The sequence below is a fragment of the Dietzia sp. SL131 genome (genome assembly GCF_026672565.1).
Classification (GTDB): Bacteria; Actinomycetota; Actinomycetes; order Mycobacteriales; family Mycobacteriaceae; genus Dietzia; species Dietzia kunjamensis.
Genome location: NZ_JAPPRI010000003.1, coordinates 1,080,249 through 1,105,943 on the forward strand (window position 1 = coordinate 1,080,249; position 25,695 = coordinate 1,105,943).

Below are 25,695 nucleotides of genomic sequence, written 5' to 3' on the forward strand. Positions count from 1 at the left end.
GAGGACTGACGCGGGGGAGGGGCCGGGGAGATGACGACGACGAGGACGCCCGCAGAGTCCGGTCCTCCCACTCCGTGGCACACCCTCGCGCCCGCGGAGGTGTTGTCCCGCCTCGGTGCGGGCCCGGACGGGCTCACCAGCGCCGAGGCGGGCGCCCGTCTCGTCCGGCACGGGCCCAACACCTTGCCCGAGGCCGAGCGGGTTCCCGGGTGGCGGCGGGTGGCGAGGCTGTTGGCGGACCCGATGATCCTCGTGCTCGCGGTCGCGGCTGCGGTGAGCGCGGGGGTGTCCCGGGAATGGGAGACCCCCGTGGTCATCCTGCTGGTGGTCGCACTGAACACGATCCTCAACTACGTCCAGGAGACCCGTGCCGAGGCCGGTCTCGCAGCCCTGCGCGATATGTCGGTCCCGCACAGCCGGGTGGTGCGGGACGGCGTGGAGGCCGAGACCGACAGCAGTGGGCTCGTCCCGGGCGACATCGTGGTGGTGGAGTCCGGAGACAGGGTCCCCGCCGACGGCCGGGTGCTCTCCGGATCCCGGTTGCAGGTGGCCGAGGCGACGTTGACCGGGGAGTCGGCCCCGGTGGACAAGGCCGCGGGAGCGGTACAGGGCGTCGACGCGCCTCTCGGAGACCGCGCTGGCATGGTGTTCATGAACACGGAGGTCACCCGGGGCCGGGCGCGCATCGTGGTGACCGGTACCGGTGAACACACCGAGATGGGCGCGATCGCGGACCTGCTGGGCGGTGCGGGCGCCGGTCCGACGCCGCTGCAGAAACGGATCGGTACGCTCGCCCGCGTCCTCACCGGGATCGCGCTGACCGTGGTGGGACTGGTCCTCGCGATCGGGCTCGTGCGCGGTCAGTCCTGGGAGGACATGCTCCTGTCCGCGGTCTCCCTGGCGGTGGCCACGATCCCGGAGGGGCTCACGGCGGTCGTGGCGTTCACGCTCGCGATGGGTGCCTCGCGCCTCGCCCGCGAGGGCGCGATCATCAAGAACCTCGCCGCCGTCGAGACACTCGGTTCGACGAGCCACATCGCGACGGACAAGACCGGGACCCTCACCCTCAACGAGATGACCGTCACGCGGATCGTCGCGGGCGGCGGGTCGTACTCCGTGACCGGGACCGGATACGACGGGGCCGGGACCGTCCTGTCGTCCGACCCGGACGTCGTACCGGACCTGAGACGGGCCGCGGTGGCCATGGCGCTGTGCAACGACGCGATCGTCGCCGACGGGCGACTGGTCGGAGATCCGACCGAGGGCGCACTGTTGGTGGCGGCGACCAAGTGCGGGATCGACGTCGAGGGGCTGCGCGCCGCCCGTCCGCGGGTGGCCCAGGTCCCGTTCGACTCGGCGTACAAGTTCATGGCGACGGTCAACCGCGCACCGGGTGGAGACCTCGTCCTCCACGTCAAGGGTGCCACCGGTGCCGTCCTGCCTCGCGCCACGCACGTCTGGGACGGGGCGACGGCGGTGGAGCTCGACGACGAGCGGCGTGGAGCGTTGCGCGCGGACACGGAGGGGCTCGCCGCGTCCGGCCTGCGCACGCTGCTCGTGGCCGCCCGGCCTTTCGGCGACGGTGACGGACCACCCGACGAGGACTCTCTGCTCGGCGAGGTCCGCGACCTGACAGTGCTCGCGGTGCTGGGGATCGTCGACCCACCGCGGCCACGCGCCGCCGAGTCGATACGCATCGCCCACCAGGCGGGCATCTCGGTGCACATGATCACCGGAGACCACCTGGTCACGGCCTCGGCCATCGCCCGCGACCTCGGTATCGGCGGGGAGGCGGTGAGCGGTGTCGAACTGGACCGCATCGACGCCGAGGAGCTGTCCGCCCGGGCCGCTCGCCTCGGCGTGCTGGCCCGCGTGACCCCCGAGCACAAGATCCGGATGGTGCGGGCCCTCCAGGCTGACGGGGACGTGGTGGCGATGACGGGAGACGGTGTGAACGATGCGCCCGCCCTGCGTCAGGCCGACATCGGGATCGCCATGGGGATCACCGGTACCGACGTGTCCAAGGGCGCGGCGGACATGGTGCTCACCGACGACAACTTCTCGACGATCGTCTCCGCGGTGCGGCAGGGGCGGGGGATCTACGACAACATCGTCAAGTTCGTGAAGTTCCAGCTCACCACCGCGTGGGCGTTCGTGATCGTCTTCTTGGCGAGTGGTCTGTTGGGGCTGGCGACGGTGCCGTTCACCGCGCTGCAGGTCTTGTTGGTCAACATCGTCATGGACGGCCCGCCGGCGATGGCCCTGGGTGTCGAGCCGGTGGAGAAGGATGCCATGCGCAGGCCTCCGCGTCCGGCCGGCGAACAGATCCTCACTCTGACGCGCTTGGTGCGGATCCTCTGGCTGGGCGTCGTGATGGCCGTGGGTACCCTGCTCGTGCTGGCGTCCGCCGAGGCGGTGTTCCCCGATCGAGCAGGGGAACCGCTGTTCGCCACCACGTTGGCGTACGCGACGTTCGTCTTCTTCCAGGTGTTCAACCTGATGAATGTTCGATCCGACCACGGCTCGGTGTTCTCTCGCGACATGGCGCACAACGCCCCGATCTGGGTCGCGCTGGGCGCGGTGCCGCTGCTGCTGATCGCGGTGGTCCAGGTGCCGTTCCTGCAGGGCGTTTTCGACACCACCTCGCTCCGCGCCGACGAATGGCTGCTGGCCACCGCGGTGGCGTCGTCGATCCTCTGGCTGGAGGAACTGCGCAAGGCCGGCGCGAGATGGCGTACGCGACGGGCCGGTGTGTCGGGCAGGATGGACGTGGTCTGACGCGCCCACCCGAGGGCGCCGCCACCACCGCGTCAGGTAGCGGGCGCGACACGGTCGGACCGACGAGGAGGAGTCATCATCATGGCCAGGGTCACCGCCAGCAACACCATCGTCATCGAGGCGCCCGTCGAGGCCGTGAGCGCGGCGATCGCCGACTACGCGCAGGTCCGGCCCCGCATCCAGCCCGAGCAGTTCAGCGCCTACCGCCTGATCCAGGGTGGACAGGGGGACGGCACCGTCGCGGCGTGGAACCTCCAGGCCACCAAGAAGCGAAGCCGGGACGTCAAGGCCAACGTCACTGTCGACGACGCCGCAGCGCACTGGTCACTCGTGGAGAAGGACGAGAACTCGTCCATGGCCACCACCTACACGGTGCGCGAGACGACGGGGGGCGCGCTCGTCGAGATGACCACCTCGTGGGACGGCGCCGGGGGAGTGGGTGGATTCTTCGAGCGGACCTTCGCGCCGGCCGGGCTCAAGCGCATCCAACACGCCCTGCTGTCCAATCTCAAGGACGACCTCGAGGGGTAGCCGACCGGGTTCCGACCGGGCTCAGTCTGGCCGGGCTCAGTCTGGCCGGTCCGCCGAGCGAGAGCGGTCCGCCGAGGGACTCGTCGTAGTCGCGGTGGCGGACTCGGCCGCCTCGACATCCGTCCCCGTGGGCGCGGCCGCCGCGGCCGCCTCGCGCGCGGCCTCGGCCTGTGCCGAGCCGGTCCGGAGCACGATCTGCGGCATGAACGCCAGGATCACCGAGGCGGCCACGGCGAGGATGCCGGCCACCAGATAGATCTCGGACATGCTCAGTGCGTAACCCTGCTCGAAGGGGTGGGCGACCAGCTCGGGAAGCCGGTTGATCACCGAGGAGTCCTTGGTGACCGTTTCCAGTGCCCCCGCGCCGGTGGTCGGGTCGGCGAGGGCCCGGACGATCCCGTACGCGTCGGGATCCTGCCGCAGGGCGGGGTCGGCGAGGCCCTCCTGAACACCGCGGGCGAGGCTACCGTCGGCGGCGGCCTGCTCTAGTTCGCCCGAGATGGAGCCACCGACGCGGCTGAAGAGAATTGACAGGAACACCGCGACGCCGGCGGTGCCACCGAGCTGACGGAAGAAAGTGGCCGACGCGGTGGCCACACCGATCTCCCGCGGACTCACGGCGTTCTGGACGAGCAGGGTGAGCGGCTGCATGCAGTTGCCGAGCCCGATGCCCAACACCAGCATGTAGACCATCACCAGCGTCAGCGACGTGTCGGCATCGATCGTCCACAGCAGGAACAGGCCGACAGCGGCCACCGCCGTGCCGAAGATCGGGAACTCGCGGACACGACCGGTCCTGGAGATGAGCTGGCCCGACACGATCGAGGCACCCATCATCCCCGCGACCAGCGGGAGCATCATGAGTCCCGACTCCATGGGATCGGCGCCGTGCACGATCTGCATGTACAGCGGCAGCGTCATCATGCCGCCGAACATGGCCATACCCACGATCACGCCTCCGACCGTGACGATCGCGAAGGTGCGGTCGCGGAACAGGCGGAGCGGGATGAGGGCCTGGTCGCCCGCGCGGGCCTCCACGATGAGGAAGAGCCCGATGCCGGCCAGCCCGACGATGTAGCAACCGAGGGCGGCAGGGGATCCCCACCCCCAGGTGTTGCCCTGCTCGGCCACCAGCAGGAGCGGCACGAGTCCGACGACGATCGCGGCGGCGCCCGCCCAGTCGACGCGATGGTCGACCCGGACGTTCTTGACGTTGAGCGTGATCATCACGAGGGTCAGGGCCGCCGCGCCGATGGGGACGTTGATGAGGAAGATCCAGCGCCACCCGTCGATGCCGAAGATCGTGTCGGCGCCGGCGAAGAACCCGCCGATCACCGGCCCGAGTACCGACGACGACGCGAAGACCGCCAGCATGTAGCCCTGGTACTTGGCGCGGTCACGCGGCGGGATGATGTCGCCGATGATCGCGAGCGCCAGGGACATCAGTGCGCCGGCGCCCAGTCCCTGGATGCCGCGGAAGACGGCGAGCATGTACATCGAGGTGGCGAGCGTGCAGAGCAATGAGCCGAACACGAAGATGACGATGCCGATCACGAAGAACGGCTTGCGCCCGTAGATGTCGGAGAGCTTGCCGTACAGGGGCGTCGAGATGGTGGACGTCATGAGATACGCGGTGGTGACCCACGCCTGGGCGTCAAGGCCCTGCAGGTCGTCGGCGATGGTGCGGATCGCCGTGCTCACGATGGTCTGGTCGAGGCTGGCCAGGAACATGGCGGACATGAGGCCGGCCAGGATGACGAGGATCTGGCGGTGCGTGAACTCGCCGTCCTCGCTTGCGTGGACCGAGGATGTCTTGGGAGTGGTCATCGGTTCTCCTCGGCGGAGGTGAGAGAGCAGAGTTCGGCGTGGAGGGAGTCGGCCAATCGGGCGAGGTCCGCGATGAACGCGTCCGCCCGGTCCGGCGTCCAGTCCTCGAGGAGGCCGGCCATCCAGTCACCACTGCGCTCGAACACCTGGCTGACGAGATAGGTGCCCTCGGCGGTGAGTGTGACGAGGCTGGCACGTCCGTCATCGGGATCGGGGACCTTTGCGATGAGCCCGCGGGTCTCGAGTTGGCGGACCTGGCGACTCACCACCGATACGTCGGTGTGGACCCGGGCGGCCAGATCGGTGACCCGGGCCGGGCCGTCATGGATGGCGAACAGCAGCGGATGCGCGGACGGCTCGACGGCCTCGTCGTAGCGGGGCACCGAGAGGTTGACCGCACGCAGGAGTTTGACCACCCGCGAGAGGTCCACCACCAACCGGCCACCGCGTTCCGCGTCTATCGCCATATCCGCTCCTCGAACCGATTGCTTGCAACAAGCAAACATTACGCGCGTAGCGGACCACTGCGCCACCGGGTGGCGCGCGGGTGGAGAGGGCGGACGCGGTGATGAGGTGATGAAATGATGGGCTGATGAGAGGAATGCGAGCGGGTCTGACCTCGCTCGAGGGGTGGTGCCCCCGGTCGGACTCGAACCGACACTGGACGGGTTTTGAATCCGTTGCCTCTGCCAATTGGGCTACGGGGGCGAACGCGGTGAACCGCTGGTCCGGAAGTCTAACCGACGACCGATGAGCGTCTGTCCGACGCCCGCCCTAGAGTGGCCGTGTGAGCACCACGAGTCAGACCGCAGAAGCCAACACCGCCCCCGGTTCGGGCGCCTCCTCCGGCGCCCCAGCGGGGGAGGGGCCCACCCGACTGCTGCTCCTGGACGGGCACTCACTCGCGTTCCGTGCGTTTTACGCGCTGCCGGCCGAGAACTTCTCCACGGCGTCCGGCCAGCACACGAACGCCGTGTACGGATTCCTGTCGATGGTCGCCAACCTGGTGACCGAGGAGGAGCCCACGCACCTGGCCGTGGCATTCGACGTCTCCCGTGCGACGCTGCACCGCACGGCGGAGTACCCCGAGTACAAGTCCACCCGGTCGGCCGCGCCCGAGGAGTTCAAGGGGCAGGTCGAACTCATCCAGGAGGCGCTGGTGGCGTTGGGGGTGCGGACGCTGTCTCTGGAGGGCCACGAGGCCGACGACATCATCGCCACCCTCGCCACCCACTCGGGCGGCGCCGAGACGCTGATCTGCACCGGGGACCGCGACGCTCTGCAGTTGGTGTCCGACGAGGTCACCGTCCTCTATCCGGTCAAGGGGGTATCCGAGCTCGCCCGCTTCACACCCAGCGCCGTCGAGGCGAAGTACGGGGTGACCCCGGCCCAGTACCCGGATGTCGCGGCGCTGCGCGGTGACACCTCCGACAACCTCCCGGGCGTGCCCAAGGTCGGCGACAAGACCGCAGCCAAGTGGATCACGCAGTACGGCACCCTCTCGGAGCTCATCGCGCACGCGGACGAGGTCAAGGGCAAGGTCGGTGAGAGCTTCCGCGAGCACCTGCCCCAGGTGCAGCTCAACCGGCGGATCACCGAGCTCACGCGTGACCTGGACCTGGGCGTCGAGATCAGGGACCTCGTCCGCGCGACCCCGGAGCGTGCCGACGTCAACGCACTGTTCGACCGGTTGGAATTCGGCCCCCAGGCGCGCGACCGCTTCCTCTCCGCCTTCCTGCTGGAGGGCGCCCCCCAGCCCGCCGCCGAGGTGGAGCTCGAGCAGGCCGCGGTGCTGCACGCCGGCGAGGTCTCCGACTGGCTCGCCGCCCATGCGCCGGCCGGGCAGCGGCACGGCCTCGTCGTCGTCGGACCCTCCCGGCCCGGGGCGGGCGACGCACAGACCATCACCATCGCCGCCGCAGGCGGGGCCTCCGGACACCTCGATCTCGCGGCCATCGGGCCGGACGACGAGCAGGCGCTGCGCGCCTGGCTGGCCGACGACGCGGTATTCAAGGCGGTCCACGACGCCAAGGCCGCCACGCACGCACTGACGGGACGCGGGCTCCGGTTGGGCGGGGTGACCATGGACGTGGCCCTGGCCGCCTACCTGGTGCGACCCGGACAACGCAGCTACGGACTGGCGGAGCTGTTCCAACGTCACCTGCAGCGCGAACTGCCCGAGGCGGAGGCGGGGGACAAGCAACTGTCCCTGCTCGACGATGTCGATGACGCCGAGACTGAGCAGAAGAACGCCGACGCCGCCGCGACCCGCGCCCGCGCGGTGGTCGATCTCGCAGAGCGGCTGGACGTGGAACTGGAGCAGGTGCACGGGGCGCGCCTGATGGCGGAGATGGAACTGCCGCTCGTGCCGGTGCTGGCGCGGATGGAATCTATCGGGATCGCGGTGGACGGCAACGCCCTGGACGGGTTACGGGACGACTTCGCCGACCGCGGGCGGCAGGCGGCCGACGCCGCCTACGCCGCGATCGGCGGCGAACAGATCAACCTCGGCTCGCCGAAGCAGTTGCAGGTCGTGCTGTTCGAGACCCTCGGCATGCCCAAGACCAAGAAGACCAAGACCGGGTACACCACAGATGCCAAGGCGCTGGAGGAACTGCTCACCAAGGAGACGGGCGACACCCCGGGACGGGCGTTCCTCGAGGCACTACTGCTGCACCGCGAGACCACCAAGATGCGGACCACGGTCGAGGGGCTCATCAAGACCATCGGTGACGACGGGCGTATCCACACCACGTTCAACCAGACCGTGGCCGCGACCGGCCGGCTTTCCTCGACGGACCCCAATCTGCAGAACATCCCCGTGCGCACCGAGGACGGTCGACGCATCCGCGAGTCGTTCGTCGTGGGTGAGGGCTACGACTGTCTTCTCACCGCCGACTACAGCCAGATCGAGATGCGGGTGATGGCACACCTGTCCGGCGACGCCGGGCTCATCGAGGCGTTCCGGACAGGGGAGGACCTGCACTCGTTCGTGGGCTCGCGCGCGTTCGGCGTGCCGATCGACGAGGTCACCCCGGAGCTCCGTCGCCGGGTCAAGGCCATGAGCTACGGACTGGCCTACGGGCTCAGCGCGTTCGGCCTCGCCGCCCAGCTCGGGATTAGCCAGGGTGAGGCCAAGGATCAGATGGAGGCCTACTTCTCCCGCTTCGGCGGTGTGCGCGACTACCTGCGCGCAGTGGTCGAACAGGCCCGCCGTGACGGCTACACGGAGACACTGTTCGGGCGGCGTCGCTACCTGCCCGAGCTCAACTCGGACAACCGGCTCAAGCGGGAGAACGCCGAGCGTGCCGCGCTCAACGCACCCATCCAGGGCACGGCCGCCGACATCATCAAGGCGGCCATGCTCAAGGTCGACGCGGACCTCACCGAACGGCGGCTGAAGAGCCGCCTTCTGCTCCAGGTCCACGACGAACTCGTGCTCGAGGTGGCGGAGGGCGAACTCGACGAGGTCCGGGACCTGGTCGTGGACCGCATGTACTCGGCCATCGAGCTCGACGTCCCGCTGGACGTCTCGACCGGAACCGGTCCGGACTGGGACTCGGCGGCGCACTGAGCGTCCCGTTGACCTCCCGGGGGGCAGCCGACCTGTACCCTAAGTTCATTTCAGATTCGGCTCCACGACGCCTGAAAGGGCACCCCATGACGCTCACCTCCCGGCGCGGACTGCGCGCCGCCATGGTCCTGACCGCCACCGCGGCCCTCGCGCTGACCGGTTGCACCACCAACACCGAGGGGCCGCAGAACTCCGGGGAGCCTCGTGACGAGGTGTCTCTCGAGACCGACGAGAAGATCGCCGCGCTCGTCCCGGCCGAGATCCGGGACAAGGGCGTCATCGTGATCGGCACCAATCCGCCGTACGCGCCCAACGAGTTCAAGAACGAGAGCGGCGAGATCGTCGGCTTCGACATCGACGTGATGACCGCCGCCGCACAGCTGATGGGGCTTCGCGCGGAGTTCCGCGAGTCCGACTTCGAGAAGATCATCCCGGCGATCGAGGGCGGCACCATGGACATGGGAGCCTCGTCGTTCACGGTCAACGACGAGCGGCTCCAGACCGTCGACTTCGTCACCTACTTCGAAGCCGGCATCCAGTGGGCAGCCGCCGCCGGCAACGACGTCGACCCCGATGACGCCTGCGGCCTGAACGTCGCCGTCCAGCGGACCACGGTCTCCGACCAGGAGGACGTGCCCGCCCGCAGCGAGGCCTGCGTCGCGGCCGGGAAGCCCGCGATCGAGAAGGTCCAATTCGATTCCCAGGACGAGGCCTCGACCGCCGTGGCGCTCGGGAAGGTCGACGCGATGTCCGCCGACTCGCCCATCTCCGCCTACGCGGTCAAGCAGTCCGAGGGCAAGATGCAGCTCGTCGGCGACGTGTTCGACTCCGCCCCCTACGGCTGGCCCGTCCGCAAGGACTCGGAACTCGCCGCCGCCCTCGAGGCTGCCGCCGACAAGCTCATCGAGACCGGCGACTTCGAGACGATCGCCCAGAACTGGGGCCTCGAGGCCGGGCTCATCGATGACGCCGAGATCCGGAAGGGCTGAGTGACCGGTAGGTGAGTACCGCGCAGAAGGGGGCGGACGCCCCCGCGGCGGAGGCCCCGGAACCGATCCGGGCGGTGCCTCTCCGGCACCCGTGGCGTTGGGTGTCGGCGACCGTCGTACTGGTCCTGGTGTTCCTGTTCATCTGGGGCGCGGCGACCAACCCGGCCTACGGGTGGGACACCTACGCCCGCTACCTGTTCGACACCAGGTTCGGCATGGCCGTGTTCTACACGATCGCGCTGACGCTGCTGTCGATGATCCTCGCCGTGGTCCTCGGCGTCATCCTCTCGGTGATGCGGATGAGCAGCAACCCCGTGCTCAAAGCAGTCGCCTGGGTGTACCTGTGGATCTTCCGCGGAACGCCGATCTACGTGCAGCTGCTGTTCTGGGGCCTGATCTTCACCCTGTACCGCCAGGTCCAGTTCGGGATCCCGTTCACCGACCTTCAGTTCGTCCGGTTCGACGACACGATGGTCCTGTACTCGGCGTTCTGGCTGGCCGTGGTGGGCCTGGCCATGAACGAGGCCGCGTACATGGCGGAGATCGTCCGCGCGGGCATCTCGTCGGTTCCCGAGGGGCAGGCCGAGGCCTCGACCGCACTGGGGATGACGTGGGGCCAGACGATGCGGCGGACCATCCTGCCGCAGGCGATGCGGGTCATCATCCCGCCGACGGGCAACGAGTTCATCTCGATGCTCAAGACCACCTCACTCGTCGTGGCGATCCCGTTCTCCGGTGAGCTCTACGGGCAGGCGCGCGACATCTCGGGCGTCAACTTCCAGCCCATCCCGCTCCTTCTGGTCGCCGCCACCTGGTACCTGGTCATCACCAGCGTGCTCATGGTGGGTCAGCACTACCTCGAGAAGCGCTTCTCCCGCGGCGCCACCCGGAAGCTCACCGGCCGGCAACTGCGCGCACTCGCCGATGCGGACGGGCTCACCCCGTCCGCCCTCGCCGCGGTCAAGGGCACCGATCAGTCGGGAGGGATGGCATGACGACGATGGTCAGGGCCGAGCAGGTCTGCAAGAACTTCGGGTCGCTGCGCGTCCTCAAGGGCATCGACCTCGAGGTCGCCGCCGGTGAGGTGCTGTGCCTGGTGGGGCCCTCCGGATCGGGCAAGTCCACCTTCCTCCGGTGTATCAACCACCTGGAGCGGGTCGACGCCGGCAGGCTCTACGTCGACGGCGAGCTGGTGGGCTACCGGGAGAAGGGTGACAAGCTCTTCGAGATCTCCCCGAAGCAGGCCGCCCGCCAGCGACGGGACATCGGCATGGTGTTCCAGCACTTCAACCTGTTCCTCCACCGCACCGCCCTCGAGAACGTCATCGAGGCGCCGATGTTGGTCAAGGGCCAGTCGCGTGGGGAGGCCACCGAGCGGGCCCGCGACCTGCTCGCGAAGGTGGGTCTCGCCGCCAAGGCCGATGCCTACCCGGCCCAGCTGTCCGGCGGGCAGCAGCAGCGCGTGGCGATCGCCCGGGCCCTGGCCATGGACCCCAAGCTGATGCTGTTCGACGAGCCGACCTCGGCCCTCGACCCCGAGCTGGTCGGGGAGGTCCTCGGCGTGATGCGCGATCTCGCGGACGCGGGGATGACTATGGTCGTGGTCACCCACGAGATGGGGTTCGCCCGGGAGGTCGCCGACACGGTGGCGTTCATGGACGACGGGGTCGTGGTGGAGTCCGGCACACCCGCGGACGTTCTCACCTCGCCGTCACATCAACGGACCAAGGACTTCCTGTCCAAGATCCTGTGACGCCGGGGCGGGTCCGGCGAGGGTGGGTCAGGAGAGCGTGGCCACGAAGATCGCCGTGCCGGGGAAGATCCCGCCACGCAGCGGGCTCCACTGCCCCCACTCCCGGTCCAGCCACTCCGGCCACTCCGGCTCGATGAGGTCCTGCACCACGAACCCGGCGGCGACCAGTTCGCGGATCCGGTCGCCCACCGTCCTGTGGTGCTCGACATAGGTCAGCTGGCCGTCGTCGTCGTACTCGGTGTACGGCGAGCGGTCGAAGTAGGGGAACACGGCCAACAGACCCTCCGGGCCCGGATCGTCGCGGAAGATCCACCGCATGGGGTGGTTGACCGAGAAGACGAACCGGCCGCCCGGTCGCAGGACGCGCGCCGCCTCCGCCATCACGCCCGCGGAGTCCGCCACGAACGGGATGGCTCCGAACGCCGAGAACGCGACATCGAAACTGCCGTCCGCGAACGGCAGCCGGCCGGCGTCGGCCTGGATGAGGGGTACGGTCGCCGCCGGGCCCGTCGCCCGGCTCGCAGCCTCGGCCCCCACACGGAGCATCCCGGCCGAGAGGTCCACGGCCACGGCACGGGCGCCCCGGCCGGCGATCCACCGGGAGCACGGAGCCGACCCCGACCCGATCTCGAGCACGTCGCGGCCCTCCACGTCACCGAGCAGGTGCCAGTCACCTTCGTGCAGGCCCTCGGGGCACCAGACGAACTCGCCGTCGGCGGAGTGGGCGCCGAGGAAGTCGCCGTGGTGATGGTGGTAATCCGTCGCCTCCGAGTCCCACCACATCCGTGAGGCTCGGACCGACTCTCCATGTCCTGGGGGGTTTGTGGACGTCACGTGTGAAGCGTACAGTTGACGGTCGCGTGCGTACGCGCTCGCTTTCTTCCCGTCCGCTACGATTCCTATCCACTCCGGAGCACCCCACCATATGACCACCAACACCACGTCCCCGCAGGTAGCCGTCAACGACATCGGCTCCGCTGAGGACTTCCTCGCCGCCATCGACGCCACGATCAAGTACTTCAACGATGGTGACATCGTCGAGGGCACGATCGTCAAGGTCGATCGTGACGAGGTCCTGCTCGACATCGGCTACAAGACCGAGGGCGTCATCCCCTCGCGCGAGCTCTCCATCAAGCACGATGTCGACCCGGGTGAGGTCGTCGAGGTGGGCGATGAGGTCGAGGCCCTGGTCCTGACCAAAGAGGACAAGGACGGCCGTCTGATCCTGTCCAAGAAGCGCGCACAGTACGAGCGCGCCTGGGGCACGATCGAGGAGCTCAAGGAGAAGGACGAGGCCGTCAAGGGCACCGTCATCGAGGTCGTCAAGGGTGGCCTCATCCTCGACATCGGTCTCCGTGGCTTCCTCCCCGCCTCGCTGGTGGAGATGCGCCGGGTCCGCGACCTCCTGCCCTACGTGGGTCAGGAGCTCGAGGCCAAGATCATCGAGCTGGACAAGAACCGCAACAACGTGGTGCTCTCGCGCCGTGCATGGCTCGAGCAGACCCAGTCGGCCGTGCGCTCCGAGTTCCTGCACCAGCTGCAGAAGGGCCAGGTCCGCAAGGGCGTCGTGTCCTCGATCGTCAACTTCGGTGCCTTCGTGGACCTCGGCGGGGTCGACGGTCTCGTCCACGTCTCCGAGCTGTCCTGGAAGCACATCGATCACCCGTCCGAGGTCGTCGAGGTGGGCCAGGAGGTCACCGTCGAGGTCCTCGACGTCGACCTGGACCGCGAGCGCGTCTCGCTGTCGCTCAAGGCCACGCAGGAGGATCCGTGGCGGCACTTCGCCCGGACCCACGCGATCGGTCAGATCGTCCCGGGTAAGGTCACCAAGCTCGTGCCGTTCGGCGCCTTCGTGCGTGTCGACGAGGGCATCGAGGGCCTGGTCCACATCTCGGAGCTGGCCGAGCGCCACGTCGAGGTCCCGGACCAGGTCGTCACGGTCAACGACGACGCCATGGTCAAGGTCATCGACATCGACCTCGACCGTCGTCGTATCTCGCTCTCGCTCAAGCAGGCGGACGAGGACTATGCTGAGGAGTTCGACCCGTCGAAGTACGGCATGGCCGACAGCTACGACGAGGCCGGAAACTACATCTTCCCCGAGGGCTTCGATCCCGAGACCAACGAGTGGCTCGAGGGCTTCGAGAAGCAGCGCGAGGAGTGGGAGAACCGCTACGCGGAGGCCGAGCGTCGCCACAAGATGCACACGGCCCAGATCGAGAAGGGTCGGGCCGCTGCTGCGGAGGCCGCCGAGGCCGCCCCGACCAACTACTCGTCGGAGTCCACCCCGTCGTCGCGTCCGGCTGCGGCGGAGGCCGCTCCGGCCGAGTCCACCGGCGGTTCGCTGGCCTCGGACGAGCAGCTGGCCGCCCTGCGCGCGAAGCTCGCCGGAGGCGAGTGATCGCACAGTAGGCATCTGAGAGCGGCCCCGCACCGGTATCCGGTGCGGGGCCGGTCCGTCTATCCCCGGTGCGCTCCGGTGGCGGTGGCCGGTCTGTGACGTGCGCAGTGCGGAAGTGCTGCCTTGCGCGCCGGACGGGTGAGCACCCTTGGCGATGCGAGCTCCCGGGCTTGGCTGGTGGCGCGTCATGCCGGGGGGGCGAGGAGGCCGCCCGCACCGACCGTCCCGCTCCCGGGGTCATCGCGGTGGATGTCGGAGCGGGTGAGATCGGGGCGGTGACCACCCTGCCTCGCATCCCCGAGGACTCACGGGCGTCGGCGGGGGTGTGCCCGACACGCGGGAGTGGCGCGCAGCGATCGGTCAACGACCGGGCGGTTCGACGATCGGCTCGGCGACGGCGGGCTCGACCTCCGCGATCTCCTCGAGGCGCTCCTCGTCGATCACACCGCGGTCGTCGATGGCTCCGGACTCCGCCGCAGTACTGACCGTGACACGGGACTCCACGGTGGTCCGGGGGTCCGCGTCCGGAGCGGCGAAGTCGAACTCGTCGAGATCGGTGCGAAGTAGGAAGACGTTGTACGCGTCCCAGGTGGAGAGCGTGTAGTACAGGTACCGGCTGTCGTTGTCCGTGGTGAAGGGATGGATCATCGGGGCGTAGCCGTTCGGGAACATGCTTCGATCGACGATGGTCTGGGGCTCGGACCACGGTCCCCAGGGGCTCTCCGACACCCGCATGGAGACGACGCCCGTCGGCGAGGGCGTCACGGCGATGTACTTGTCCAGGTGCTCGTTGTACTGTACCGAGAGTTCCTCGACGCGTGCCGGGATGACGTCGTACCCGGTCGGCTCGTCGGTCCAGCCCGCGCCTGGACCCGCGTACCACTCGTACGCGGCGGGGTCCTCGATCTGCCCGATCGGAACCCGAGTGAGCATCGCAGGACCCTGACGACCGGACGGGGTCACGTACTCATAGAGATGACCAGCGTCGAGGAGAAACGCACTCATCTGCGCCCCGTACCAGCGGTCTCCGTCCACCGGCGGCAGGGTCTCGCTGTCCGGAGCGGGTTCGAACTGAACTGTCGGGTTCCATCCGGTGAAATCCGTGACGCGCCGCATCGTCTCGGTGAGCACCGTCCACGATTCGCCGTCGTCCGTGGACTTCACCAGTGCGGAGTAGTTGGTGTTCCAGCCGCCAGGCGCGTTCCAGTCCCGCACGGACATGACCCGCATGTACATGTCATCACCGGTGCTGATCGCGGCGGTCGGGATGACGGTGACCTCGCCGGCCCCGTTGGACTGGTGCGCACCCTGGACGAGTGCCGTGGCCTTCCCTTGTGGATCGGAGGGGACCGCCCTGAGGACGTCCATCCCGTTCTCGGGGCTCCCGCCGGCGGTGGCGAGCATGACGTTGGAGCGCCACTGGTTGTCTGTGGGAGTGCAGTCTCCGAAGGTGTCGCCGAACAGGGCCATGGTCTCGCCATCGTGGGTGAAGGTGATCCCGAGGTCTGTGCCGTGAATGTCGTACAGCTCGTCGGTCTTCGCGGGGCTGGTCGGCCCGGTAACCAGCTGGCGTACGGACGTGGCGCCCTTGAGGACCGGGATGGTGCCGTCGGCCCCGGTGACCCATCGGGGGAATCGGCGAACCGAGGATGCGGTGGCGTCGAGCACCGAGTTGGTCGCGTTCGCGAGCGATCCGGTGACGGGGAAGGGGCCGAGGGAACCCGGGGGGATGTTCCCGAAGAAGCTGTTGCACGGACCGCTCTCGCCGAGCAGTGAGCCTGTCGAGCCCGAGGACCCGGTCGATCCGGTCGACCCGGAGGAACCGGTGAAACTGGTGGAACCCGTGGAGTCTGCGGACTGGGCGGCTGCGTGGGCGGGAGCCACCGTGATCGCCAGTGCTACAACGAGAGGCAACGCAGAGAGCAGACGTGGCACAGAGTTAATCCGGTTCACACGTGAGACCTTACCTACGTCGCTCGGACCGGCACGCCTTTCGGTCACCTAGACTCCACGTCATGCTGATGGTGGGTCTGACCGGTGGGATCGGTGCCGGCAAGTCGACGGTGACGGCGGTGCTCGCGGAGGCGGGGGCGGTGATCGTGGACGCGGACCTCATCGCCCGCGAGGTCGTCGAACCGGGTTCCCCCGGGTTGGCGATGCTCGTCGCCGAATTCGGCGAGGACATCCTGGGGCCGGACGGTGCACTCGACCGCGCCGCCCTCGCCGCCCGCGCCTTCGTCGACGCGGAGCGGACCGCGGCCCTCAACGCCATCACCCATCCGCTGATCGGGGAGCGGACCGCCGAGCTGTTCGGCTCGGCGCCGGAGGACGCGATCGTCGTGCACGACATGCCGCTCCTCGTGGAGGGCGGGATGACACCCGGCTACCACCTGGTGATCGTCGTCGACACCCCGGAGGAGATCCGGTTGCAGCGGTTGGTGGAGTTCCGGGGGATGCCGGAGGACGACGCCCGCGCCCGCATGTCGAGGCAGGCCACCGATGAGGCCCGCCGGGCCGCCGCGGACGTGGTGATCGACAACTCCGGGGACCGGCAGACCGCCGTGGACCTCACCAGCGCCCTGGTCGAGGTCCGCCTCCGCCCGTTCGAGCACAACCTGCGCACCGGGACCCCCGTGGTGGGCGACCGCACCGTCGTCCCGTTCCGGCCCGAGTGGGCAGGCGAGGCGGAGCGGGCGTGCGGGCGCCTGCGTCACGTGGTGGGGAAGATCGCCACCCGGATCGACCACGTCGGTCCGACCGCGGTCGAGGGACTGGACGCGCCCGACGTCATCGATCTGCAGGTGACGGTGCGGGACGCGGCAGCGGTCGAGGTCGCCCTGCGCACGCTCACCGAGGCGGGATACGTGCGTGATCGGTCGAGCGAACGGCCGTTGCTGCACTGGTGCGACCCCGCCAGGCCGCTGGAGGTGTCGATCCTGGCAGAGGACGACCCCGAGCACGAGTTCTCGCTACTCATGGCCGAGGTGATCGGCGCGGACCCCGACGCACGGGCCGAGTACGCGGAGATCCTGCGTCGCGCGGACCGCGAGGAGACGCGTCAGTGGGAGCGCACCCTGAGCGAGGCCGTGCTGCGGGGGCGGTAGCGCCGACCGGGGGCGGGTCCGCAGCCCCGCCCCCGGCCGGGTCTCACTCGGTCGGGACCACCCCGTCGACCAACTCGGAGACCGGCACCTGCCGCACGACCTCGGTCGGCGCCGGCTGAGAGCTGGCCCGGCGCAGGTTCGGGTCGGGGAACACCTCCGACAGCCGGGTGCGCACGAGGAAGACGTTGTAGGCGTTCCAGGTGGTGACGAGGTAGTAGAGGTCCTCGCCCTGCGCCCACGGGTGCATGAACGCACCGTAGACGCCGGGCAGCACCGAGTAGTCCACCAGCGTGGTGGCGGAACTCCACGGCCCCTCGGGGCGGTCGGCGGTGCGGAGGACCACCGAGTCGTACCCCTGCGAGTACATCGCGGTGTACTTCCCGAGGTACTCGTTGTACATGGTCGAGATCTCGCTCGCCGGGGCGGGCAGGACCCGCTCGGCGGCGCCGACATCGGACACCCATGCCGAGCCGTTCCAGTACTCGTACGCCTCGGGGTCGAGGACGCCCGCGGCGGGCGGGTTGGCGGATCCGTCGAGCTCGTCCGCGGTCGGGGAACCGGCGAGCGGAACGCGTGCGACGACCGCCCCGCCCTGTCGCCCGGAGGGGGTGAGGTACTCGTACAGGTGCGTGTCCGTCTTGAGGTACGAGCTCATCTGGGAGCCGCGCCACGCAGGATCCACGGCCGGGGCTCCGGCGCCGAGGGGGACCGTGTCGGTGATGGGGCGGGCCAGAGAGGGGACGACGGCCCAGTTCTCGCCGTTGTCCGTCGAGTACGCCATCCCCGAGTAGTTGGTGGTCCACGATCCGGGTTGGCCCCAGTGGGCCACGGACATGAACCGCAGGTACTGGACACCGTCGACGGAGATGCCCGAGGTCGGGATGATCGTGACCTCACCGGGCAGCCCGGATCGCGGGACCAGCGACTTGGCGAGACCATCGGTCCCCATGGCGGCGGAATCGATGGTGATGCCGTCGGTCAGATCGGTGTCGGCGGAGCGGAACAGGACGTTGGAACGCCACTGGTTGCCGGGCACCGTGCAGTCGCCCATGGTGTCGCCGAACGCCATCAGGACCTGTGGGTGGGCGGGATCACCGTTGTCCCACATGATGCCCAGGTCCGTTCCGGCCACGCCGAACCGGTTGACGGAATCGCCGGGACTCGTGGGCCCGGTGACGAGCTGTTCGAACCGGGTGGGTCCACGCAGGACGGGTACCGTGCCCTCCTCTCCGGTGATCCACGGGGGCATCCCGTAGACCGACCCGATCATCGGATCGAGCGAGCCGGATAAACCGTTGCCCAGGGAGCCGGTCTCCAACTGCTGGACCAGCGATCCCGAACGGTCGGCGGAGCCCAGCGCGCGGGAGGCGGAGCCCAGCGACCCGGAGCCACCGGAGGACCCGAGCGAACCGAGGGAACCGGTGCCCATACCGGCCCCGGTCCGGTTCTCCAGCAGGGAACCGAAGTTGCCGAACATCTCGCTGCACGGGCCGGCAGCGGCGGTTCCGGCTCCGACCGTGCCGAGGGTCACGACCGACGCGGCGGCCGTGATCGACGCGACGACGACCGAGCTCAGGCGGCGGGGGAGAGGTCGGGTCATGTCACGCCTCCGGGATGGGCCGACGCTCGACCAGGACGGTCTCGCCGGTGTCCGCCGGGTCCGGGGTGTTGCGGGTCCAGCTGTCGTCGGTCGTCCGCATCCGCGACCGGGCGTCGGGAAGGGTCCGCGGCGGGATCTGGGTGAGGTCGGTCCTCATGAGGAAGACGTTGTAGGCGTCCCAGGTGGACATGGTGAAGTACAGGTCCTCGCCGCGGGTCTCCACGGCGGGGCTCCACGGGTGGACGAAGGCGCCGTAGAGGGTCGGGACGTGCTGGTACGAGAGCAGGATGTCTTCACCCGACCACGGGCCCCAAGGGGTGGCGGACTGGGCCATGACGATGTTGTTCGCGCTGTTGTTGTACAACGCGATGAAGCGACCCAGGTGCGCACTCCAGGACACCGACAACTCGCTCACGGCCGAGTTGACCGTCGGAGCGCCGAGCACCGGGACGGCGTCGCGGTGATCGACGACCCAGTCGCCGCCGTCCCAGAAGCGGTAGGCCGCCATCTCCTCGATCCGGTTCTCGGGGACCCGCGCGAGCCGTGCGGACCCGCTCCGACCGGAGGGTGTGAGGTACTCGTAGACGTACCCGTCGTGCTTGAGGAACGCGCTCATCTGCCCGGCGGTGTGGGTGGTGGACTCCGGGCCCAGGTCGACCGGGAGAGGCATCGGTGCGGTACCCCGCCGGGCGGTATCGCGTACGGGGACCCAGTTCTCGCCGTTGTCCGTCGACCGGGCGAGAGCGGAGTAGTTGGTGGTCCACTCACCGGGCGAACCCCACCGTTCGACGGACATGTACCGCAGGTACTGGGTGCCGCCCACCTCGACGCCGGCGGTGGGGATCACCGTGGTCTCGTCGGGGTGGCCGGTGCGGGGGAGGATCGACTTCGCCATCCCGGGCCGCTCCATCGGCGCGTCGGTGATGCGCATCCCGTCGGCCAGAGTGCGATCGCCGGATCGGAACAGGATGTTGCTGCGCCACTGGTCACCGGGCTCGTCACAGTCGCCCATCGTGTCCCCGAGGGCCATCATCATCTGCGGATCCGAGGCGTCGCCGTTGTCCCAGAGGATTCCCAGGTCGGTGCCGGAGATGCCGAATCTGTCGACCGTGTCGTTGGGGCTGGTGGGTCCCGTCAGCAACTCGACCGTGGTGGTCCGGCCCCGGAGGACCGGGATGTACCCGTTCCCGCCGTCGGCCCACGGGGTGGCAGGCGCGGACGTGGGCGCCCCCAGAGACCCCGAGAGGGACCCCGACCCGCCCGCGGTGCCGCCGGCCGGGGGCCACGGGTCACACGGTGCGGCCGTGGCGACCGGTGCGAGGAGGGTGAGGGCTCCCGCCGCGAGAGAGGCGGCGGTGACCGCCGTGATCGGCCGACGTACGCCGTGGGGGCGGGCGGTACGACGACGAAGTGGGCTGAGGGCCACGGGGTTCTCCAGACGACATGACAGGGACGGTGAGGGGTTGCTCACAGCTACGGTAGTTGGCACCCCTGACATCCGCTGCGGCGACACCGGTGGGCGGGGGTGAACGGCTGCTCGTACGCTGGTGGTATGGCTTTCGCGACAGAGATCCCCGACGACGGGGTCCCCGCCGACCCGACAGTGCTCTCGTACTCGGAGTTCCGACCGATCGGCGATGTCGAACGTAGTGCGACCCGCTTCGAGGTCGTCAGTGAGTTCACCCCGTCGGGCGACCAGCCCACGGCGATCGCGGAACTGACCGAACGCCTCGCACGCGGGGAGCGCGACGTCGTACTGCTCGGTGCGACCGGCACCGGCAAGTCGGCGACCACCGCCTGGCTCATCGAGAAGGTGCAGCGGCCGACCCTGGTGATGGCGCCCAACAAGACGCTCGCCGCGCAGCTGGCCAACGAGTTGCGCGAGATGCTGCCCAACAACGCGGTCGAGTACTTCGTCTCCTACTACGACTACTACCAACCGGAGGCGTATATCGCCCAGACGGACACCTTCATCGAGAAGGACTCGTCCATCAACGACGACGTGGAGAGGCTCCGGCACTCCGCGACGTCGTCCCTGTTGTCCAGGCGCGACGTCGTCGTCGTCAGTTCGGTCTCGTGCATCTACGGTCTCGGCACACCCCAGTCCTACCTCGACAGGTCGGTGGCGCTGGCCGTCGGGCAGGAGGTCGACCGCGACCAGTTGCTCCGGCTGCTCGTGGATGTCCAGTACGAGCGCAACGACGTGTCCATGACCCGGGGCACGTTCCGGGCGAAGGGCGACACCGTCGACATCATCCCCACCTACGAGGAACTCGCCGTTCGCATCGAGTTCTTCGGGGACGAGATCGACGCGCTGTACTACATCCACCCGCTGACCGGTGACGTCGTGCGCAGGGTCGACGAGGTGCGGATCTTCCCGGCCACCCACTACGTCGCCGGTCCCGAGAGGATGGCCAAGGCGATCGCCTCCATCGAGGCCGAGCTGGAGGAGCGCCTGGCGGAGCTGGAGAACCAGGGCAAACTGCTCGAGGCGCAGCGGCTGCGCATGAGGACGTCCTACGACATCGAGATGATGCAGCAGGTGGGCTTCTGCTCCGGTATCGAGAACTACTCGCGGCACATCGACGGTCGGCCGGCGGGCAGTTCGCCGGCCACGCTCATCGACTACTTCCCCGAGGACTTCCTCACGGTGATCGACGAGTCCCACGTGACCGTGCCGCAGATCGGCGCCATGTACGAGGGCGACGCCTCCCGCAAACGCAATCTCGTCGACTTCGGGTTCCGCCTGCCGTCCGCCCTGGACAACCGTCCCCTGACCTGGGAGGAGTTCTCCGGCCGGGTGGGTCAGACCGTCTACCTCTCCGCCACGCCCGGCCCCTACGAGATGGGGCGCGCCGGTGGGGAGTTCGTCGAACAGGTCATCCGGCCGACCGGGCTCGTCGACCCGAAGATCGTGGTCAAGCCCACCAAGGGGCAGATCGACGACCTGACCGGGGAGATCCGTCAGCGCGCCGAACGCGACGAGCGGGTGTTGGTGACCACGCTGACCAAGAAGATGTCGGAGGACCTCACGGACTACCTGCTCGAGTTGGCGATACGGGTTCGGTACCTCCACTCGGAGATCGACACCCTCCAGCGGGTGGAACTACTCCGAGATCTCCGGCGCGGGGAGTACGACGTCCTGGTCGGCATCAACCTGCTCCGGGAGGGACTGGACCTGCCGGAGGTCTCGCTCGTGGCGATCCTGGACGCCGACAAGCAGGGTTTCCTCCGCTCGGCCACCTCGCTCATCCAGACAATCGGCCGTGCGGCCCGCAACGTCTCCGGTGAGGTCCACATGTACGCGGACTCGGTCACCGAGGCCATGCGGCAGGCCATCGACGAGACCGATCGCAGGCGTGAGAAGCAGGTCGCGTACAACACCGAGCACGGCATCGACCCGCAGCCGCTCCGCAGGAAGATCGCCGACATCCTCGACCGGGTCGGAGAGGAACGCGGGGACGACGCGGATCCCCAGGACCGACCGGAGCTCGTGGGCGCCCGGGCGGCCGACGGGTCGGCGCGACCCCGCAAGGAGCTGGAGAAGCTCATCGAGGAGATGACCGAGCAGATGATGTCCGCGGCCACCGACCTGAGATTCGAGCTCGCGGGGAGGCTCCGGGACGAGATCGCCGAACTGCGCAAGGAACTCAAGGGCATGCGTGAGGCCGGGATCGACTGACCCGGGCCGCTTTTTCCCGCGTTTACCCCGCCCGTCGGCGGCGTGTTCGGACTACTCTGGGTGAAACGTGTTCCCGAGGAGAGGAAGCAAATGAGCGCCTACACCAGAGTGGTGGTGGGAACCGACGGTTCCGAGTCGTCCTACCGCGCCGTCGATCGCGCCGCGCAGCTGGCCGCCGACGCCTCGGCGGACCTCGTGATCGCCTGCGCCTACGTGCCCGCCGATCCGCGTTCGGTCAGCCAGGCTGCGGATCAGCTCGGTGACGACGCCTACCAGATCCGCGGGGACAATCCTGCCGAGGACATCGTCCGCGGCGCCAGGGACCGGGCCCAGAAGGCCGGAGCGACCAAGATCGAGGCGCGCACCGTGAAGGGGGCGCCCGTCGAATCGCTCATCAAGCTGGCCGACGACGTGGGGGCCGACCTCCTCGTGGTGGGCAACAAGGGACTCAACTCCCTGACGGGCCGGCTGCTCGGGTCCGTACCCGCCGACGCCGCACGACGCGCGACCTGCGACGTGCTCATCGTCCACACCACCTAGACCGCGCGCCGAACCCGGCGCCCCACCCGGCCGCCGGGGTCAGTGGCAGAGGTGGGTCCGGCTCGCATCGACGATCGCCCGACCCACCTCGGCGGTGTCGAGGTCCGGGTCCTGCGCCGCGATCGCGCTGGTGAGCGGGCGGATTCGTTCGAGGATCGTCTCGTCGTCCGCGCCGTCGGCGATCCCCCCGCAGATGCCGGCGCCCACCTCGATGGTGGTGACGGCGGTCATCTCGGTGGGGAGGCCGAATCCGGACAGTTCTGCGAGGAACTCCTGCTCGTCGTCGGTGCGCGGGTCGGGCCTGTCCCGGGCCGCGGTCTGTGCGGAGGTCACGGGTCGGGGCTCCGCGACGGCGGACACGCTGTCGACCGGGGCCTCCGCCCGGGTGCCGCACCCGCCGGCCGCCGCGACCGCGATGAGGGCCGAGGCCGCCAGCACGCGGGATCGGGTGTGGGTCATGCGGTGGGCTCCTGTGCGCTGTCATCGAGACGGTCCCGTATACCCGAGAGTAGCGGGCCGAAGCCGCCGGGCTGGACCAGGATGAGTTCCTGTGTCGCCCGGGTGGCGCCGACGTACAGGTCCTGCATCCCCTGGGGCGAGCGCGCCAGGACGCGTTCGGGGTCCACCACCACGACCACGTCGAACTCCAGCCCCTTGGCCAACGCCAGCGGCAACACCGATGTGCCCGGCCGGGCCAGTTCGGCAGCCTCGTGGACCGCGGGATAGCCGACACCGCCGAGCTCGTCGTCGTCTCCTCGGGAGTCCTCGTCGCCGCCGGGATCGGGCAGCAGCACCGCCACCGCCCGCTCCGACGGCACCGCCGCGACCTCCTCGGCGACCGCCTGCGCCACCGACCGACCGTCCGGCTCGAGCCACGCGACCGGCCGTCGCCCCGCGCGCACCGTCCGCGGCGACGACGCGGCCGGGTCGATCTCGGCGAGCAGCAGCTCCGCCACGGCGGAGATCGTCTCCGGGGTGCGGTAGTTCACGGTCAGCTCGGACAGCACCCACCGGTCGTCCACATACGGCGACAGGGCATCGGCCCACGAGTCGATGCCCGCCGGGCTCGAGGTCTGGGCGACGTCACCGACGAGGGTCATCCACCGGTTGGGGGAGCGGCGCATGAGCACCCGCCACGCCATGGTGGACAGCTCCTGCGCCTCGTCGACGATCACGTGCCCGAACGCCCACGTCCGGTCCGCGCCGGCCCGGTCGCCCACGGTGAGATCGGAGTCCTCGCTGTGACGGCGGGCCAGGGACTCGGCGTCGACGACGTCGTAGGCCATGAGCACCTCCGGATCGAGGTCGTCCTCGATGTCCTGCACGGCCGAACCCGTGAGGATCTCGAGAGCCTCCTCCGCCTGTCGGACCTGCTCCGCCCACGCGCGGTCCGCCTCACTGCCATCGGCGGTCGGGTCCTCGCCGAGGAGTTCGGCGAGCTCGTCCAGCAGCGGTACATCCGCCACCGAGAACGCGGCGCCGTTTTCCCGGAAGAGCGCATCCTGGTCCTCCGCGACGTAGTCACCCGCCGCCTCGGCGATCCGGTCGCGGCTCGACAGCAGGTCGGCGAGGAGTTGCTCGGGCCGTAGCACCGGCCACCACCCGTCGATCGCCTCGGCGACCTCGCGGGAGGCCTCGACCTCCCGGCGGAGTTCCGCGCGGTCATCCGCGTCCAACAGGGGGCGGGCGGCGTCGCCGAGGTCGCCGACACCGTCGCCGTCCGGTGACCATGCCTCGTCCTCCGCCCGCCCGACCGGGTCGGTGAGTGCGGAGACGTACTGCTCGGTGAGGGCGTCGATGATCCGCGTCGCGAACGCGTCGCGGGACTGGTTGTGGGGTCGCCGGGTCATCCGTCCGCGCCCTCTCGCCGCCCGCACCGTCGCCGGGGTCAGTGTCAGATCGTGTCCCTCGACCCGCACCACGACGTCGGCCTCCGGGGCGAGCTGGCGGGCCCGCACCGCGGCCTTGAGGATTCCCACCATCTCGCCGGAGCCCTTGACCTCCTCGCCGCGCAGTGTCTCCGGTCCGGTCGCCCGGACGCCCGGATAGAGATCGGCGAGCGTCCGCAGGACCACCCCCGACTCGCCGAGGGACGGCAGCACGCGCGCGATGTAGTCGAGGAACCGCGCATTGGGTCCGACGATGAGCACACCGCTGCGGTCCAACCGCTGCCGGTGCGTGTAGAGGAGGTAGGCGGCGCGGTGCAGCGCCACGGCGGTCTTTCCGGTACCCGGGCCGCCCTGGACCACCAGGACGCCGGAGTGCGGGTTGCGGATGATCTCGTCCTGCTCCCGCTGGATGGTGGCCACGATGTCCGTCATGTGGGCGGAACGGGCGGTGTCCAGCGCCTCGAGCAGGGCGGACTCGCCCACCACGTCGTCGTGGTCCTCGGGGACCTCACCGTCTTGCGGGGCCGTGAGGTACTCGTCGTGGATCCCGATCACCCGGCGACCGATCGTCCGCAGGTGGCGGCGCCGGTGAGCGCCCTCCGGCCGGGCGGTCGTCGCCAGGTAGAAGGGCCGGCTGTGGTCGGCGCGCCAGTCGAGGAGCAGCGTCGTGAGGTCGTCGTCGTCGTCGCGGAGACCCACGCGCCCGATCCGACGTACCTCGCCGTCCCCCATGTCCAACCGGCCGAAGTACAGGCCCAAGTTGGCGGCGCTGAACGCCGCGAGCTCGGAGGTGTAGAGCCGGGCGAACGACTCCCGTTCCGACCGCGCCTGCGGGGTGCCGCCCGACCCGCGCAGGACGGCGTCCAGGCGCGCACGCGTGTCCGCCCGCAACTCCTCGAGGCGGTCGAGGAGGCGGCCGAGGTGACGTTGTTCCTCGTCGACGGCGTCGTGTCCCGTCACGGGCGCTCCTTCCGGGGTCTGCGTGGTCGGTTCGGGCAGGATGACCAGGCTACCGGGAACCGCGACG

At 69.4% G+C, this 25,695-nt stretch carries 18 protein-coding genes and 1 tRNA gene; 10 read left to right on the forward strand and 9 right to left on the reverse strand.

Annotated elements, in window-relative coordinates; translation table 11 throughout:
• The first annotated feature begins 30 nt into the window (after positions 1–30).
• Both OVA21_RS05880 and OVA21_RS05885 read left to right on the forward strand, forming a co-directional pair.
• Complete coding sequence (locus OVA21_RS05880) at positions 31–2,778, forward strand: cation-translocating P-type ATPase (RefSeq protein WP_268091999.1); 2,748 nt, start codon at positions 31–33, stop codon at positions 2,776–2,778.
• 81 nt (positions 2,779–2,859) lie between these two features.
• Positions 2,860–3,309, forward strand: coding sequence for an SRPBCC family protein (locus OVA21_RS05885; protein WP_119191818.1), 450 nt, complete (start codon positions 2,860–2,862; stop codon positions 3,307–3,309).
• A 36-nt stretch (positions 3,310–3,345) separates the two neighbouring features.
• Here OVA21_RS05885 and OVA21_RS05890 read toward each other — a convergent pair whose 3' ends face one another.
• From OVA21_RS05890 to OVA21_RS05900, 3 genes are all read right to left on the reverse strand, one after another.
• Entirely contained in the window at positions 3,346–5,136 is a 1,791-nt protein-coding gene (locus tag OVA21_RS05890) for an MDR family MFS transporter (RefSeq protein ID WP_268092000.1), read from the reverse strand.
• Positions 5,133–5,603, reverse strand: coding sequence for a MarR family winged helix-turn-helix transcriptional regulator (locus OVA21_RS05895; protein WP_119191817.1), 471 nt, complete (start codon positions 5,601–5,603; stop codon positions 5,133–5,135). The genes OVA21_RS05890 and OVA21_RS05895 overlap by 4 nt, the downstream gene beginning before the upstream one ends.
• 164 nt (positions 5,604–5,767) lie before the next feature.
• Positions 5,768–5,844: transfer RNA gene (locus tag OVA21_RS05900), tRNA-Leu, on the reverse strand.
• Positions 5,845–5,923: 79 nt separating this feature from the next.
• On the opposite strand from OVA21_RS05900, the gene polA reads away from it, so the two are divergent.
• From polA to OVA21_RS05920, 4 genes are all read left to right on the forward strand, one after another.
• A complete protein-coding gene (gene polA / locus OVA21_RS05905; RefSeq protein WP_268092001.1) occupies positions 5,924–8,710 on the forward strand; it encodes a DNA polymerase I in 2,787 nt (928 codons plus the stop codon).
• Positions 8,711–8,796: 86 nt separating this feature from the next.
• Positions 8,797–9,699 (forward strand): ABC transporter substrate-binding protein, encoded by a 903-nt coding sequence (locus OVA21_RS05910; RefSeq protein ID WP_096905576.1) that lies wholly within the window; start codon positions 8,797–8,799, stop codon positions 9,697–9,699.
• Between the two features lie 11 nt (positions 9,700–9,710).
• Entirely contained in the window at positions 9,711–10,694 is a 984-nt protein-coding gene (locus OVA21_RS05915) for an amino acid ABC transporter permease (protein WP_067714016.1), read from the forward strand.
• Positions 10,691–11,452, forward strand: coding sequence for an amino acid ABC transporter ATP-binding protein (locus tag OVA21_RS05920; protein ID WP_067714019.1), 762 nt, complete (start codon positions 10,691–10,693; stop codon positions 11,450–11,452). The genes OVA21_RS05915 and OVA21_RS05920 overlap by 4 nt, the downstream gene beginning before the upstream one ends.
• Positions 11,453–11,479: 27 nt before the next feature.
• Here the strand turns inward: OVA21_RS05920 and OVA21_RS05925 are convergent, their stop codons facing one another.
• On the reverse strand, positions 11,480–12,235 hold the full coding sequence (locus OVA21_RS05925) for a class I SAM-dependent methyltransferase (protein WP_256820512.1): 756 nt from the start codon (positions 12,233–12,235) through the stop codon (positions 11,480–11,482).
• 142 nt (positions 12,236–12,377) lie between these two features.
• Here OVA21_RS05925 and rpsA point away from each other — a divergent pair, with 142 nt between their 5' ends.
• Entirely contained in the window at positions 12,378–13,853 is a 1,476-nt protein-coding gene (gene rpsA, locus OVA21_RS05930) for a 30S ribosomal protein S1 (RefSeq protein WP_067714021.1), read from the forward strand.
• A 360-nt stretch (positions 13,854–14,213) separates the two neighbouring features.
• Here rpsA and OVA21_RS05935 read toward each other — a convergent pair whose 3' ends face one another.
• Complete coding sequence (locus OVA21_RS05935; RefSeq protein ID WP_143337688.1) at positions 14,214–15,767, reverse strand: DUF4185 domain-containing protein; 1,554 nt, start codon at positions 15,765–15,767, stop codon at positions 14,214–14,216.
• Positions 15,768–15,868: 101 nt separating this feature from the next.
• Here OVA21_RS05935 and coaE point away from each other — a divergent pair, with 101 nt between their 5' ends.
• Positions 15,869–16,957 (forward strand): dephospho-CoA kinase, encoded by a 1,089-nt coding sequence (gene coaE / locus OVA21_RS05940; RefSeq protein ID WP_096905573.1) that lies wholly within the window; start codon positions 15,869–15,871, stop codon positions 16,955–16,957.
• A gap of 43 nt (positions 16,958–17,000) precedes the next feature.
• Here the strand turns inward: coaE and OVA21_RS05945 are convergent, their stop codons facing one another.
• Together OVA21_RS05945 and OVA21_RS05950 are read right to left on the reverse strand one after the other, a co-directional pair.
• Positions 17,001–18,557, reverse strand: a complete 1,557-nt coding sequence (locus tag OVA21_RS05945; protein ID WP_096905572.1) for a DUF4185 domain-containing protein — start codon at positions 18,555–18,557, stop codon at positions 17,001–17,003.
• Between the two features lies 1 nt (position 18,558).
• Entirely contained in the window at positions 18,559–19,926 is a 1,368-nt protein-coding gene (locus tag OVA21_RS05950; protein WP_442778947.1) for a DUF4185 domain-containing protein, read from the reverse strand.
• Between the two features lie 183 nt (positions 19,927–20,109).
• Between OVA21_RS05950 and uvrB the strand changes: the two genes are divergently transcribed.
• Both uvrB and OVA21_RS05960 read left to right on the forward strand, forming a co-directional pair.
• Positions 20,110–22,239 (forward strand): excinuclease ABC subunit UvrB, encoded by a 2,130-nt coding sequence (gene uvrB, locus OVA21_RS05955; protein WP_268092004.1) that lies wholly within the window; start codon positions 20,110–20,112, stop codon positions 22,237–22,239.
• A gap of 90 nt (positions 22,240–22,329) precedes the next feature.
• Positions 22,330–22,779, forward strand: coding sequence for a universal stress protein (locus OVA21_RS05960; protein WP_069390259.1), 450 nt, complete (start codon positions 22,330–22,332; stop codon positions 22,777–22,779).
• Positions 22,780–22,818: 39 nt separating this feature from the next.
• On the opposite strand, the gene OVA21_RS05965 is transcribed toward OVA21_RS05960, so the two are convergent.
• Both OVA21_RS05965 and OVA21_RS05970 read right to left on the reverse strand, forming a co-directional pair.
• Positions 22,819–23,238 (reverse strand): DUF732 domain-containing protein, encoded by a 420-nt coding sequence (locus OVA21_RS05965; RefSeq protein WP_240341260.1) that lies wholly within the window; start codon positions 23,236–23,238, stop codon positions 22,819–22,821.
• Entirely contained in the window at positions 23,235–25,628 is a 2,394-nt protein-coding gene (locus tag OVA21_RS05970; RefSeq protein WP_096905569.1) for a HelD family protein, read from the reverse strand. Before OVA21_RS05970 ends, OVA21_RS05965 begins: the two co-directional genes overlap by 4 nt.
• Between the last annotated feature and the right edge of the window lie 67 nt (positions 25,629–25,695).